Genomic DNA, 13,046 nt, shown 5'->3' on the forward strand with positions numbered 1-13,046 from the left:
ACTCTTCCAGGGAACGCAATTACTCCAAAACCACGGTTAACGTAGAGGTATTTCCCCTGGCTTTCATATAAATCTGCCCATTTTTTATACCGATACTGAACCGGCGACCAACGAACATTTTTCAAATCGATCCCGAACTGCATCCCGTGTGTATGTCCGGAAAGCGTGAGCTGAATATTTGCCGGATGATGTTTTACGATTTCATCAAAATGGGTAGGATCGTGACTCATTAAGATTTTGGCAGCATCTGCCGCCACCCCAAACGCAGCTTTATTCAGGTCGCCATATTGTGGGAAGGGCTTCAGTCCCCAATTTTCAACGCCCAGAATATAAAGTTTTTCTCCATTTTTTTGGATAATACGGTGTTCATTACGGAGCACCTCAAATCCAGCTTCTTTCTGAAGTTGAATTAATTTCGGGACGTTCTGTGCTTTTTCACCTTGGGATTTCCATTCGGCGTAATCTCCGTAATCATGGTTTCCGAGGACTGAAAATTTCCCGTCTTTTGCCTTAATTCCGGCAAACATCGGAACAAAGGGTATGAATTCACTGGCAAAATTATTCACAATATCGCCAGTACACAGAACCAAATCTGCATTCTGCTCGTTGATTAAATTGACTGCTTTCTGTAATTTTTCGGGATTAAAAAAACTGCCGGAGTGAATATCTGAAATCTGGATGATTTTATACCCTTTAAAACTCTCTGGTAGTCCGGCAATTTTCAGTTTAACGCGACGTACCCGGTGTCTGTATTTTCCGAAAACAATTCCGTCAATAATCATGGCCGAAAATCCTGCAGCTACGGCAAGCCCAATGATGCTTACAAATTTTCTTCTTTCAGGGAAATAGGTTTCGGGTTTTACGAAAAATGTAAAAAGATAATTGAAGAATCTTGCAATGTCTTCCATTAAAAGAAGAAGAACGATGAAAAGTTTTGGAACCAGAAAAATGAGAAATACGGATGCTACAACCTGAATCCGGTGATGGTCTCGGTCGCTCCGTTTAAAATTAAGTAGTTCATAAACAAAAAAGCCATAAACGAGAAGGGTTACAGCCCAGTAACCTACCCGCAGCCAACTGTTGGAAGTGATGGTTTTGAAGGCCTGGTAGACGTAGAACTCCAGAATGAAAACAATTCCGGTGATGATTAGAAAATTTTTTTGCATAAGTTTTCATTAAAAAAGCACAAAATCGATTTTGTGCTTTCTTTATCTTTATATAAATTTTTTAAGGAAATCGGTACACAATCGCATTGATATTCATTCCTGCACCTACCGATGCAAAGACGATGTTACCTTTTTTTGCGAAGGACTGATCTTTCATTTCGCCTTTAATGATGAGGTCGAACATTGTTGGGATGGTTGCTACAGAAGAGTTCCCGAACTGCTGAATGGTCATGGGTGCAATGGAGTGGTCGTAATCTGTTTTTCCATAAAGTTTAAACAGCCTGGAAATCATGGCATAATCCATTTTCGCATTGGCCTGATGGATCAATATTTTATCAATATCATCAATGGTTAATCCTGCTTTATCGATGGTTTGTTTAATGGCGTCGGGCACATTTTTCAGTGCATATTCGTAAATTTTTCTTCCGTGCATTCTGATGTAGAGTGGGCGACGGTCTTCATCCTGTTTCAGCGAAGGTGCGTTTTCGAGATAATTCAGTTCTACATTATTGTCGCAAAGTGTGGCATCTGCAATAATTCCCACATTTTCTTCGTCGGTTGCCTGCACCACTACCGCTCCGGCACCATCGGCGAAAATCATTTTGTTTCTGTCGAAAGCGTCGGTTACACGGCTTAGTGTTTCTGAACCCACTACCAGAATTAATTTGGCTTTCTTAGCTTTAATTAAGGTGTCGGCCAGGATCATGGCTTCCACCCAACCCGGGCAGCCAAAAATCATATCGTAATTTACGCAGCTTCTGTTTTGAATCCCTAGTTTATTTTTTAAGCGCGCCGACATTGAAGGCATAAAATTGGTCATCCCATTTGTATCAACTTCTCCGAAATTACTTGCGTAAATGATATAATCTAAATCTTCCTGATTAATTTTCGCATCGTAAATAGCTTCTTTTGCCGCCCTGAAACCCAGATCAGAGTTAAATTCATCCTCCTCCAGATATCTTCGGTTTTCGATTTCGGTGATTTCTACAAATTTCTGAATAATTTCTTCGTTGGGCTTGTTGATTTTATCGCCTTCATCGGTATAAAATACCGAATCCATGAAGTGGTCTCTTCCGATAATTTTGGTTGGGATGTAACTTCCTGAACCTATTATGATTGTATTGGGCATATTTTTTTGTATTGAAAAATTTCGGACAAAGTTAAGAATTATATTGTATCGGGTTGAATGAAAATTATTATTAAATTTGCAAAGGTTTTTTTGAACAATTTTATGAAAATAAGTCCTGCTACTAAAGGTTTAATTATATCGGTCATTGCTGTACTGTTTGCTTTCGGAGTTTACTTTTTGTTTTTGGCTAAGAAAAATTATTACCTTGTAGATAATCCTACCGGCGAAACTTATTATTTCATACTCAATAAAGGAGACGAAAAAATCATCGCTGCTGGGCAAATGCTTAAGGTAAATCTGAATAAAGGTAAAAACGGAATTCAGGTTTTTGACGGGAAAAAAGAACTGCTTTATGACTCTGCATTTATGGTGAATAAAAACCGTGGTTTGCTGAATATCGCCCATCAGGATTATTACATCAACGAACAGTTCTACGGTTATGGTCTCGATAAAGATTCACTCTTATCTGCAAGAAAAACAACAGTGATCGACGGAAAAAAATATGTGAACGCCCCAAAACATTTCAATAAATTATACACAGACGAATTCTACTATAACATTGATGAAGACTACGACAAAATCGTAAAAAATGTTCAGAAAGTAGAATCGCGTACCAAAATATTCAGAAAAGTTGATTTTCTGAATTATTACAAAGAATATTACAAATTTTAAAATCACAATCTTGAACACTGTAAAACCTTATAATACAGAAGCCGGAAAAAAGCATGAAGTTGAAGAAATGTTCGACAATATTGCTCCGAAATACGATTTGCTGAACCATGTTCTATCGATGAAAATTGATGTGCTGTGGCGAAATACACTCGTGAAATGGCTAAACAAAGACCAGCCAAAAGAGGTTTTGGATGTGGCTACAGGAACAGGAGATTTGGCCATTGCCGTTCAGAAAGGAACCGGTGCGCAGATTGTAGGTTTCGATCTGTCGCAGCAGATGCTGAATGTAGGTATCGATAAAATAAAAAAACTTAATTTAGACGGCAAGATAAGCATGATAAAAGGCGACGCCGAAAACATGCCTTTCGAAAGCAATAAATTCGATGCGGTTACCGTTGCCTTTGGAGTAAGAAATTTCGAGAATCTGGAAAAAGGTCTGGCGGAACTCAGAAGAGTAGTGAAGGAAAATAAAAGCGTTTATATTCTTGAGTTTTCTAAAGTGGAGGGCTTTTTAGGTCCGCTTTATATGTTCTACTTTAAAAATATTCTGCCTCAGATCGGTAAACTGGTTTCTAAAGATAACCGCGCATACACTTATCTTCCGGATTCGGTAAATGCATTTCCGTTCGGCGAGAAAATGAAAAATATTCTGCTCGAAACAGGATTTAAAAATGTGGAATATAAAAAACTGAGTTTAGGCATTGCAACGATTTACAAGGCAACCAAATAATATGTGGAAAACAGCATCTAAAATTCATTTTGTAGCAGCAATTTTTATTGCCTCCCTCGGCAATGCACAGCTTTTCCGGACGAAAGACCGGGCAGATAATCTGGAGGGTTTTGATAATCAGAAATTCAGTTATGGTTTTTATCTTGCCGGTAATAACTTCGATTATAAATTGGTTTTAGATCCTATGTTTGGTATGGATGGGCAGAAAAATCTCGTGCAAAGCAAATCATCTTACAGTTTTGGCGCCGGACTTATCGGGAAACTTCGTCTGAATGATAACTTCGACTTACGATTTGAGCCCGGTTTGCAGTTTGTAGAGCGAGAACTTTACTTCAATACCCAATCTAACGACCAGTATGCGGGCGGAACCAACGCCAATCCCCCTTTCACCCCCAGAACTTTAACGGATGCAGATAAACTCAGAACCGTAAAATCTACGTATGTTGATCTGCCTCTTTTAATTGAAGTACATGGTGACCGATGGTACAACTCCCGTCCTTACGCAGCGGCAGGAGTGAACTGGATGATGAATCTCCAGTCCAACAGCAAAGCAGCCGATGACAATTCTCAGGGCCTTTTCCGAACCACAGCAAGTAATTTTGCCTGGTCGGCAGAGCTTGGGATTCAGTTTTATTTCAGCAGATTTAAACTCACGCCAGGCTTCCGCGGAACATTTATGATCAATGACGAAATGGTTGCCGATAATCCAGATACACCACCTTACTGGACTTCAGCCATCAGCAGTGCGAAATCCCGTGCGCTGATGTTTGTCCTGAAATTCGAATAAATTTTCATTTAAAATATTGATAAAGAGAAGGCAATCAGGGTCTTCTCTTTTTTATTTCAAGATATTTTTAAATAATCCATCAATTCAAATTAAAATTTTATATTTTTGCTTCATAGTTAGAATTAATTAAGCCTGAAAATGCTCAAAGATTTAGAAAACAATTTTTCGGTTTTAGAAAAAAAGATTTTGAATGTAAGCAAGAATTACCAAAATCTGAACGAAAAATATTTGGAATTATCGCAGGAGCATGAATTACTGAAGAAGAAATACGACGAGGAAAGAAAAAAAAGCCAGGTTTTAGCAGAAGAACAAAAAAATATAAAACTTTATTCAGCAATCACGGGTAATCCTGATCATAACCGACTGATGAAAAACCACATCAACAGGTTGATAAAAGAAGTGGATCACTGTATTGCAGAACTTCAAAACAGCGGTCTGTAATGGAAGTAAGAAGAATTACCATCAGCATTGCCGGAAGAAATTATCCGCTGAATGTGCCAGCTGCAGAAGAAGAAACCCTGCGGAAAGTAGGGAAACAGATTGAAGTGATGATTAAAGATTTTGAACAGAATTTTGATGTGAGAGATAAACAGGATGCCCTCGCCATGTGTGCCTTGAAATTAGGTACGAATGCAGAAGTATCCGTTATCACCAACGAAAAAAATATACATGCTTCCAACGAAAGATTAATGAAAATTAATCAACTGCTGGAAGAGCTGGAAAAGTAGATTTTTCTTTTCCGAAAACAACTGCCTACAATAGTTCTAACACATTAAGGTAAACTCAACGCTAAACAATTACCGAACAAAAGTTCACTTAATGGCGCGCCGACTTGCTCGGATTACAGAAAGTGAAAATCAGTTCAAATCGTGTTGATTAGGAGTTTACTCTAAATCACTGAATTATTGTAGGTTTTTTTATTTGAGACAATTTAAACTAAACATATGACAACAACCGCCATTATTATCGGTATTGTTTGCCTGGTAGCCGGAGCTGTAATTGGAATGTTATTTTCCAAAAGTTCCCTTAATGCCAAGGCAAAATTCATCGTACAGGATGCAAAGAAAAATGCCGAAAACCTTATAGAAAAAGCCAACGTACAGGCAGAATCCATCAGAAAGGAAAAACAGCTTCAGGCTAAAGAAAAATTCATGGAACTGAAATCTCAGCACGATGCTGATATCCAGGCCCGGGAAAAGAAAATGCAGGATGCTGAAAAAAGAATCAAAGACAAAGAAAACAAGCTCAATGATGAATTGAGTAAAACCGGTAAACTTGAAAGAGATCTGGATCGCCAGATCGCAGATTACGCCAAGAAGCACGAAATCCTCGAAAGAAAACAGCAAGAACTTGATAAAGCCACAGCACAGAAAGTTGAAATGCTTGAAAAAATAGCTAATTATTCTGCCGAAGATGCCAGAAATGAACTTGTTGAAGCCATGAAATCTGAGGCGAAAACAAGAGCTCAGGCTCATGTACAAAGCATCATGGAAGAAGCTAACCTTAATGCAAAACAGGAAGCCAAAAAAATCGTGATCCAAACCATCCAGAGAATTGGTACAGAGCAGGCTATTGAAAACTCAGTATCTGTTTTCAATATTGAATCCGATGAGGTAAAAGGAAGAATTATCGGTAGAGAAGGTAGAAATATCCGTGCTTTAGAGGCTGCTACGGGTGTAGAAATTATCGTTGATGATACACCGGAAGCTATTTTGCTTTCATGTTTCGATCCGGTAAGAAGAGAAATCGCAAGACTTTCGCTTCACAGACTTGTTACAGATGGAAGAATTCACCCTGCAAGAATCGAAGAAGTGGTGGAGAAAACCAAAAAACATATTGAAGAAGAAATTATTGAGGTCGGTAAAAGAACCGTCATTGATTTAGGAATACACGGTTTACATCCGGAACTTGTGAAGATTGTCGGCCGTATGAAATTCCGTTCTTCTTATGGGCAGAACCTTTTGCAGCACTCCAGAGAGGTTGCAAATATCGCTGCTACCATGGCTGCAGAATTAGGACTGAACGTAAAATTGGCTAAAAGAGCCGGTTTACTTCACGATATAGGGAAAGTTCCTGAGCAGGAATCTGAACTTCCTCACGCACTTCTCGGAATGCAGTGGGCAGAAAAGTTTGGTGAAAATGCAGAAGTGGTAAACGCGATCGGAGCGCACCACGATGAGGTGGAAATGACTTCATTACTATCGCCAATCATTCAGGTTGCCGATGCGATTTCCGGTGCAAGACCGGGCGCACGTCGTCAGGTTTTGGAATCTTATATCCAAAGACTGAAAGATCTGGAAGCGGCAGCATTAAGTTTCGATGGTGTGTCCAGTGCTTACGCCATTCAGGCCGGCCGCGAACTTCGTGTTATGGTAGAAAGCGGAAAAGTAAGCGACGATAAATCGGCACAGCTTTCTTATGATATTTCAGAGAAAATTCAGAATGAATTAACTTATCCTGGGCAGGTGAGAGTAACAGTAATCCGCGAAACCAGATCAGTAAATATTGCAAGGTAATTCCTTTTTTATACCTATTGCAATCCTTCCATTTATATAGTGGAAGGATTTTTTTTCTGTTTTAGTAAATTGTTGGCCGAAGAAAAGTTTTATTAATTATATTTTCTTAAATTTCAATAATTATTAGCTAAACCTTTTTTAATTCCTTTTATTAACCCTATTTTTGAAAAATGAAGAAAGTATTTTATTTAAAAACCTGTGATACCTGTTTGAAAATTCTTAAAAAATTTAATTTAAAAGATTGGGAACTTAGGGAAATAAAAATAAATCCTATAACAGTTGAAGAGCTGGAAGAAATGTACAAGCTAGCAGGTTCCTACGAAGCACTTTTCAGCAAAAAATCAAACCAGATCAAGCTCCGGGAAATAAATCCTAAAACATTGCAGGAAAACGATTATAAGGAACTTATCCTGGATCATTATACTTTTCTTAAACGTCCGGTTTTTATGACAGATAAAGAGATCTTTATTGGTAACGAAAAGAAAACCCTGGAAGCTTTACGCGGATATTTTGCAGATTAAATCATGAAATTCCTGTCGGTTTTTCTTTTGTTATTTGCCCTGAATATTTCAGCACAAACTGTTTATAAAACACCTTCAGGCTCCAAATATCATTTGTCATCCTGCCGGATGGTAAAAAATGTTTCCTCAGCATTAAGCATCGAGAAAGCACTGAAAGAGGGACTTTCGCCCTGTAAAATCTGTAAGCCACCTTTCAGACAAGGATTGGGAATTGTTTCAAAGCCCAAAAAAACATCCGGAACAAATTCTGCGAACCGGTGTTTTGCAACAACAAAAGCAGGAACACGGTGTAAGAGAAATACAAGTATAGGCAACAATTTCTGTTTCCAGCATTTACCGAAATAAGCTCAAAAATTTTAGAAATTTTATTTCATTTATGACATAATTTCCTGAAATTCAGTCTAATGCAGTAATTTTGTCTGATAATTGTATCGGGCATTTTTTTTGAGGAATATAACGTAATCAGTTACAAAATGTTTAACCTTTAAATTTAATGTCATGTCAAATTTAATCAGAAGCAACAGTTTTTTTGATGATTTCCTTACAAAAGATTTATTTGAATTTAACAGACCGAAATTTAACAGATCGGAGTTGACTCTGCCATCAGTTAACGTGAAAGAACTTGATAATGGTTTTGAAATTCATGTAGCTGCACCCGGAATTAAAAAAGAAGATTTAAAAATTAATCTGGAGCGAAATGTTTTAACCATTTCCAGCGAGACTAAAACCGAAAACCAAGAAAAGGACGAAAAAGGTGCATTTACCCGAAGAGAATTTAATTACAGCTCTTTCAGCCGTGCTTTCACCCTGCCTGAAGATGCTGAACCGGAAAAAATTGAAGCAACCTATGAGGACGGTATTCTGAAAATCACCATTCCGAAGAAAGAAGTAATGATGCAGAATGTGAAAACAATTGAAGTGAAATAATTTGATTTAACAATAAAAATAAAACCGTTTGAATTTTTCAAACGGTTTTTGTATTTATTGAACGATATAACTTATACAAATGGCAGTTTTACCACCTTTGCGGGAACATTTTTATTTCTAATCTGGATGAAAATTTCCGAACCTACTTTAAAGTGTGGTTTTGCCACGTAAGCAAGACCGATCCCGATATTTTTCATCGGGCTCATGGTTCCAGATGTTACTTTGCCAATTTCTTTACCTTCCGCATCCACCACAAGATAATCGTGTCTTGGGATGGCTCTTTCCTGCATTTCGAAACCAACAAGCTTTCTTGTAACCCCTTCTTCCTTCTGTTTTGCGAAGGTTTCTTTGTCTACAAAATCTTTATCGAATTTCGTAATCCAGCCCAATCCAGCTTCCATTGGCGAAGTGGTGTCATCAATGTCGTTTCCGTAAAGGCAGAAGCCTTTTTCAAGCCTTAATGTGTCTCTGGAAGCCAATCCGCAAGGAATTAAACCGAACTCTTCACCAGCTTCCGTTAGGGCATCCCACATTTTTACGGCATCTTCATTTTTAAAATAAATCTCGAAGCCGCCGCTTCCTGTATACCCGGTGTTGGAGATAATCACGTCGGAAACTCCCGCAACGGTACCTACAATAAAATGATAGAAGGGAATATCTGCCAAATTAGAGTCAGTAAGTTTTTGAAGTGTTTCTGTTGCTTTCGGACCCTGAATCGCGATAAGCGACATTTCATCGGAAGCATTTTTCAGTGTCGCCCCGAATTCTTCGTTGTATTTGCAGATGTGATCCCAGTCTTTATCAATATTTGAAGCGTTTACTACTACAAAATATTTTTCGTTAGCCATCTTGTACACGATAAGGTCGTCTACAATTCCGCCGTTTCCATTGGGCAAACAGGTGTACTGCGCTTTTCCGTCTTCAAGCGCATCAACGTTATTGGTGGTTACGTATTGCAGCAAATCTTTTGCGGCGGGGCCTTCAACAAAAAATTGTCCCATGTGTGAAACGTCAAAAATTCCTACTTTTTCGCGTACCGCAAAATGCTCATCAGTAACGCCGGAATATTGCACAGGCATCTCGAAGCCTGCAAAAGGTACCATTTTTGCGCCCAGAGCAACATGCTTGTCAAACAGGGCTGTCTTTTTATTCATTTATTCTAATTTATTTTATTTTTTTTTTCAGGAGCTTGGGGTTTCGGTTCTATTTCGAAAACCCGTCCCGCTTTCCGCTGTATCTTTTGCTCCGCTGCGCTCCGCAAAAGGATGCCGCTTCAATCGGGGCTATAACAAAGTTTCGTTTTTCTATCCGAGATGCTGTTTGTATTCTTTAAGAATAATCTTAAACCATTCCGTGAAATTTTCCGGATTGGCAGACATTTCCTTATCAAGCTCATCAATCGAAATATAGCGAACTTCCGACACTTCCTCTTCATTCAGCTTAAATTCTCCCTCGAAATTTCCGGTGAACACATGATCCAGTTCGTGTTCCCACAAATTCTGGCCTACATCTGCCTTGTAAAGAAAATTAAACCGGTAGGTGATTGGCGTTTCGATTCCCAACTCTTCTTTCAGCCGGCGCTGTGCCGCTTCCATATAGGTTTCGCCCATTCTTGGGTGCGAACATACCGCATTGGTCCACTGGTTAGGCGAATGGTATTTGTCGGCAGCTCTTTTCTGCAGCAGCATTTCACCTTTGTCATTAAATAAAAAAACTGAAAATGCACGATGCAGAATCCCATTTTCATGAGCCTGCATTTTATCCATGACGCCTAGAATTTCGTCCTTTTCAGAAACTAAAACCACTTGTTCTTCCATATCACACAAATTTAAGTTTTAAAAATTAGGTACTCAAATTTTTGTGAAATTTTAATAACCCAACCATTAAAAATCACCGGTTACAAGTAATGTTATCTTACGTTTTCTGGCAGATTTTATGGCATCCATTTGCGGAATTTTAGATTTATATGCCTGTGAACCGACGAAAATTTGTAATTTTGCTCCTTAAAATTCACGCCATGGAACTCGAATATAAAGACCATTTAAGCCCGATGTTGAAGGGTGATATCAAGAACTATCTTATTGATATCGATGGCACCATAACCGATGATGTACCCAATGAAGAGCCGGAAAGAATGATAGATTGCCAACCCTATCCGGATGCGCTGGAAACCATCAACCGCTGGTACGACCAGGGACATATCATCTGCTTTTTTACATCGCGTACAGAGAATCTTAAGCAGCTTACCATCGACTGGTTAGATAAACACGGGTTTAAATATCACAGTGTTTTATGCGGAAAACCACGTGGCGGAAATTATCACTGGATCGACAATCATTTAGTAAAAGCCACAAGATATAAAGGAAAATTCACAGATTTGGTTGAAAAACAGGTCACCATTGAAGTATTTAAAGATTAAGGAAAAAATGAAGATTTTAGCAAACGACGGTTTAGACCAATCAGGGATCGATGCCCTAACCGAAAAGGGTTTCGAGGTAATTACCACTAAGGTTCCACAGGAATTGTTAGTGGATTACATCAACGAAAATAATATAAGAACAGTTTTAGTAAGAAGTGCAACACAGATTCGCAAAGAGCTTATCGACGCTTGCCCGTCCATCGAAATTATCGGCAGAGGCGGTGTAGGGATGGATAATATCGATGTGGATTATGCACGTTCGAAAAATATTCATGTGATCAATACGCCATCTGCATCATCAGAATCAGTGGCAGAGCTTGTGTTTGCACATTTGTTTTCCGGAGCGAGATTTCTGCCGGATTCTAACCGTAAAATGCCTGTAGTAGGAGATTCTGAATTTGCAAAACTCAAAAAGTCATACGAAAAAGGCATCGAACTCCGAGGTAAAACCATCGGTATTATCGGGATGGGAAGAATCGGTCAGGAGGTTGCAAGAATCGCTTTAGGTTTAGGAATGCGCGTGATTGCAGCAGATAACAATGTTGGTCGCGCGAGTATTAAAGTTAAATTCTACAACAATCAGTTCATCAATGTAGATATTGAAACCGAACCGCTGGAAGGAGTTTTAAGACATGCGGATTTCATCACCCTTCACGTTCCTGCACAGAAAGACGGTTACATGATTGGCGAAAAAGAATTTGCCATGATGAAAGATGGTGTAGCAGTGGTAAACTGTTCCAGAGGTGGGGTAATTGATGAAGAAGCCTTAATTTCAGCTTTAGATTCCGGAAAAGTTGCATTTGCAGGTCTGGATGTTTTCATCAATGAGCCAACGCCTTCAAAAGAAGTGCTGAATCATCCGAAAATTTCTCTTACGCCTCACACAGGTGCCTCAACCGTGGAAGCACAGGACAGAATCGGGCTCTCATTAGCAGAGCAAATATGCAGCATTCTGCAGGTTTACTAGGACATTCTGCTTATCATAAAAAAAAACAAACCCGGAATTTTCCGGGTTTTAATATTTATGACAGTCTGTTTATTTATTCTTTAAAAGGTCACGAATCTCTGCAAGAAGCACTTCTTCATTGCTTGGACCTGCAGGCACTTCCTCTACCGGTTTGTTCAGTTTGTTGGCGCCTTTAATTAGCCAAAACAGCACGAACGCGATACATAAAAAGCTGATAACTGCGGAAAGAAAATTGCCGTACTTTACGCCATTCCAGCTCAGCTGGGCAATGTTTTCTGCACCTACCGCTTTCAGCGTTGGATTCAGTAATAGTGGAGTAATTACGTCTTCAACCAAAGAAGATACAATTTTGCCAAATGCAGCGCCAATAATCACACCGACTGCTAAATCAATCACATTTCCTTTGAAGGCAAATGTTTTAAATTCCTGTACAAATCCCATAATTTAAGCTTTTAATTTACTCAAATGTAATAAATAATTTTAAAATCTGGCTGTTTTTGTTTACGGAAACTTCAACCATCAATATTTTCTTTAAACTTTTATCCATTTAAATTTATTTAAGTAAATTTATTTAAACAAATGATATGAAAATATTTACCTCACCACAGATCAGAAAGTGTGATGCTTTCACGATCGAAAATGAGCCTGTAACTTCTCTGGCTCTTATGGAAAGAGCTGCTACAGCCTGTGCAGGTTGGCTTAGCCGCAAGTTTTCAGGAGAAACAGTGTACAACATTTTTTGTGGACAGGGAAACAATGGCGGCGATGGCTTTGCATTGGCAAGGCTGCTGTATCATAAAGGCTGTGATGTAAATGTTTTTATGGATTCTGCCCAAAATTTAAGTGCGGATGCTGAAATAAATTTTAAGAGAACCAGGGATATTTTAGGAATTGAATTTTCAGATTTCAGTAAGGTTAATAAATTTCAGTTCGAGAAGGAAAGCGTTATTATTGACGCGCTTTTTGGTACGGGTCTTAATAAAACCATCGAAGGGAAATCTGCTGAATGGATTAAGGAATTGAATGAACTTAAATTTCCGAAAATTTCTATCGACATTCCTTCTGGTTTGTTTGCTGATGAGGTTTCGGATAAAAACAGTGTCGTGTTTAAGGCCGATGAAACATTGAGTTTTCAGTTCTGGAAAAAAGCATTTTTACATTCTGAAACCGGTAAGTTCTGTGGTAAAATTAATATCCTTGATATCGGCTTAA

Annotated in this window: 17 protein-coding genes; 11 read left to right on the forward strand and 6 right to left on the reverse strand. The window is 38.6% G+C overall.

Translation table 11 applies throughout. The annotated features are described in order from the left end of the window. A partial coding sequence (locus V5N63_RS06365) for a metallophosphoesterase (RefSeq protein WP_332033278.1) occupies positions 1–1,166 on the reverse strand: 1,166 nt, incomplete at its 3' end. Positions 1,167–1,227: 61 nt separating this feature from the next. Further along, positions 1,228–2,295 carry a 3-oxoacyl-ACP synthase III family protein gene (locus V5N63_RS06370; protein ID WP_332033279.1) on the reverse strand — a complete coding sequence of 356 codons (1,068 nt, stop codon included), beginning with the start codon at positions 2,293–2,295 and terminating at the stop codon, positions 1,228–1,230. A 102-nt stretch (positions 2,296–2,397) separates the two neighbouring features. Here V5N63_RS06370 and V5N63_RS06375 point away from each other — a divergent pair, with 102 nt between their 5' ends. From V5N63_RS06375 to V5N63_RS06405, 7 genes are all read left to right on the forward strand, one after another. Further along, on the forward strand, positions 2,398–2,967 hold the full coding sequence (locus tag V5N63_RS06375; RefSeq protein ID WP_332020547.1) for a hypothetical protein: 570 nt from the start codon (positions 2,398–2,400) through the stop codon (positions 2,965–2,967). Between the two features lie 7 nt (positions 2,968–2,974). Beyond that, the gene (gene ubiE, locus V5N63_RS06380) at positions 2,975–3,697 is read left to right on the forward strand and encodes a bifunctional demethylmenaquinone methyltransferase/2-methoxy-6-polyprenyl-1,4-benzoquinol methylase UbiE (RefSeq protein ID WP_088467788.1); all 723 of its coding nucleotides are present in this window, start codon (positions 2,975–2,977) and stop codon (positions 3,695–3,697) included. A 1-nt stretch (position 3,698) separates the two neighbouring features. Beyond that, positions 3,699–4,484 carry a type IX secretion/gliding motility protein PorT/SprT gene (porT, locus tag V5N63_RS06385; protein WP_332020548.1) on the forward strand — a complete coding sequence of 262 codons (786 nt, stop codon included), beginning with the start codon at positions 3,699–3,701 and terminating at the stop codon, positions 4,482–4,484. Positions 4,485–4,622: 138 nt separating this feature from the next. Beyond that, the gene (locus V5N63_RS06390) at positions 4,623–4,925 is read left to right on the forward strand and encodes a hypothetical protein (protein WP_088467786.1); all 303 of its coding nucleotides are present in this window, start codon (positions 4,623–4,625) and stop codon (positions 4,923–4,925) included. After that, a complete protein-coding gene (locus tag V5N63_RS06395) occupies positions 4,925–5,212 on the forward strand; it encodes a cell division protein ZapA (RefSeq protein WP_265143237.1) in 288 nt (95 codons plus the stop codon). The genes V5N63_RS06390 and V5N63_RS06395 overlap by 1 nt, the downstream gene beginning before the upstream one ends. Positions 5,213–5,428: 216 nt before the next feature. Then, positions 5,429–7,000 (forward strand): ribonuclease Y, encoded by a 1,572-nt coding sequence (gene rny / locus V5N63_RS06400; RefSeq protein ID WP_332018961.1) that lies wholly within the window; start codon positions 5,429–5,431, stop codon positions 6,998–7,000. Positions 7,001–7,170: 170 nt separating this feature from the next. After that, on the forward strand, positions 7,171–7,521 hold the full coding sequence (locus V5N63_RS06405; RefSeq protein WP_265143239.1) for an arsenate reductase family protein: 351 nt from the start codon (positions 7,171–7,173) through the stop codon (positions 7,519–7,521). Between the two features lie 89 nt (positions 7,522–7,610). On the opposite strand, the gene V5N63_RS06410 is transcribed toward V5N63_RS06405, so the two are convergent. After that, positions 7,611–7,835, reverse strand: a complete 225-nt coding sequence (locus V5N63_RS06410) for a hypothetical protein (RefSeq protein ID WP_332033280.1) — start codon at positions 7,833–7,835, stop codon at positions 7,611–7,613. 184 nt (positions 7,836–8,019) lie between these two features. Between V5N63_RS06410 and V5N63_RS06415 the strand changes: the two genes are divergently transcribed. After that, positions 8,020–8,448 carry an Hsp20/alpha crystallin family protein gene (locus V5N63_RS06415; RefSeq protein WP_088467781.1) on the forward strand — a complete coding sequence of 143 codons (429 nt, stop codon included), beginning with the start codon at positions 8,020–8,022 and terminating at the stop codon, positions 8,446–8,448. Between the two features lie 71 nt (positions 8,449–8,519). Here V5N63_RS06415 and gcvT read toward each other — a convergent pair whose 3' ends face one another. Together gcvT and idi are read right to left on the reverse strand one after the other, a co-directional pair. Next, a complete protein-coding gene (gene gcvT / locus V5N63_RS06420) occupies positions 8,520–9,602 on the reverse strand; it encodes a glycine cleavage system aminomethyltransferase GcvT (RefSeq protein ID WP_332033281.1) in 1,083 nt (360 codons plus the stop codon). A gap of 150 nt (positions 9,603–9,752) precedes the next feature. Next, entirely contained in the window at positions 9,753–10,265 is a 513-nt protein-coding gene (idi, locus tag V5N63_RS06425) for an isopentenyl-diphosphate Delta-isomerase (protein WP_088467779.1), read from the reverse strand. A gap of 200 nt (positions 10,266–10,465) precedes the next feature. Between idi and V5N63_RS06430 the strand changes: the two genes are divergently transcribed. Both V5N63_RS06430 and V5N63_RS06435 read left to right on the forward strand, forming a co-directional pair. Beyond that, positions 10,466–10,867, forward strand: a complete 402-nt coding sequence (locus V5N63_RS06430) for an LNS2 domain-containing protein (RefSeq protein WP_332033282.1) — start codon at positions 10,466–10,468, stop codon at positions 10,865–10,867. A 7-nt stretch (positions 10,868–10,874) separates the two neighbouring features. Further along, a complete protein-coding gene (locus V5N63_RS06435; protein ID WP_332033283.1) occupies positions 10,875–11,834 on the forward strand; it encodes a D-2-hydroxyacid dehydrogenase in 960 nt (319 codons plus the stop codon). Positions 11,835–11,903: 69 nt separating this feature from the next. On the opposite strand, the gene mscL is transcribed toward V5N63_RS06435, so the two are convergent. After that, a complete protein-coding gene (gene mscL, locus V5N63_RS06440; protein ID WP_332033284.1) occupies positions 11,904–12,275 on the reverse strand; it encodes a large conductance mechanosensitive channel protein MscL in 372 nt (123 codons plus the stop codon). Positions 12,276–12,418: 143 nt separating this feature from the next. On the opposite strand from mscL, the gene V5N63_RS06445 reads away from it, so the two are divergent. Beyond that, positions 12,419–13,046, forward strand: a 628-nt coding sequence (locus V5N63_RS06445; protein WP_332033285.1) for an NAD(P)H-hydrate epimerase, incomplete at its 3' end; no start/stop codon positions are given.

The sequence above is a fragment of the Kaistella sp. genome, assembly GCF_032060305.1.
GTDB lineage: Bacteria > Bacteroidota > Bacteroidia > Flavobacteriales > Weeksellaceae > Kaistella > Kaistella yananensis.

Bases quoted from the DNA above. Each gene is read 5' to 3' on its own strand.
- mscL (WP_332033284.1), bottom strand. From the start codon at position 12,275: ATGGGATTTGTACAGGAATTTAAAACATTTGCCTTCAAAGGAAATGTG.
- V5N63_RS06430 (WP_332033282.1), top strand. From the start codon at position 10,466: ATGGAACTCGAATATAAAGACCATTTAAGCCCGATGTTGAAGGGTGAT.
- V5N63_RS06415 (WP_088467781.1), top strand. From the start codon at position 8,020: ATGTCAAATTTAATCAGAAGCAACAGTTTTTTTGATGATTTCCTTACA.
- gcvT (WP_332033281.1), bottom strand. From the start codon at position 9,602: ATGAATAAAAAGACAGCCCTGTTTGACAAGCATGTTGCTCTGGGCGCA.
- V5N63_RS06390 (WP_088467786.1), top strand. From the start codon at position 4,623: ATGCTCAAAGATTTAGAAAACAATTTTTCGGTTTTAGAAAAAAAGATT.
- rny (WP_332018961.1), top strand. From the start codon at position 5,429: ATGACAACAACCGCCATTATTATCGGTATTGTTTGCCTGGTAGCCGGA.
- idi (WP_088467779.1), bottom strand. From the start codon at position 10,265: ATGGAAGAACAAGTGGTTTTAGTTTCTGAAAAGGACGAAATTCTAGGC.
- porT (WP_332020548.1), top strand. From the start codon at position 3,699: ATGTGGAAAACAGCATCTAAAATTCATTTTGTAGCAGCAATTTTTATT.
- V5N63_RS06370 (WP_332033279.1), bottom strand. From the start codon at position 2,295: ATGCCCAATACAATCATAATAGGTTCAGGAAGTTACATCCCAACCAAA.
- V5N63_RS06435 (WP_332033283.1), top strand. From the start codon at position 10,875: ATGAAGATTTTAGCAAACGACGGTTTAGACCAATCAGGGATCGATGCC.
- V5N63_RS06395 (WP_265143237.1), top strand. From the start codon at position 4,925: ATGGAAGTAAGAAGAATTACCATCAGCATTGCCGGAAGAAATTATCCG.
- V5N63_RS06405 (WP_265143239.1), top strand. From the start codon at position 7,171: ATGAAGAAAGTATTTTATTTAAAAACCTGTGATACCTGTTTGAAAATT.
- V5N63_RS06375 (WP_332020547.1), top strand. From the start codon at position 2,398: ATGAAAATAAGTCCTGCTACTAAAGGTTTAATTATATCGGTCATTGCT.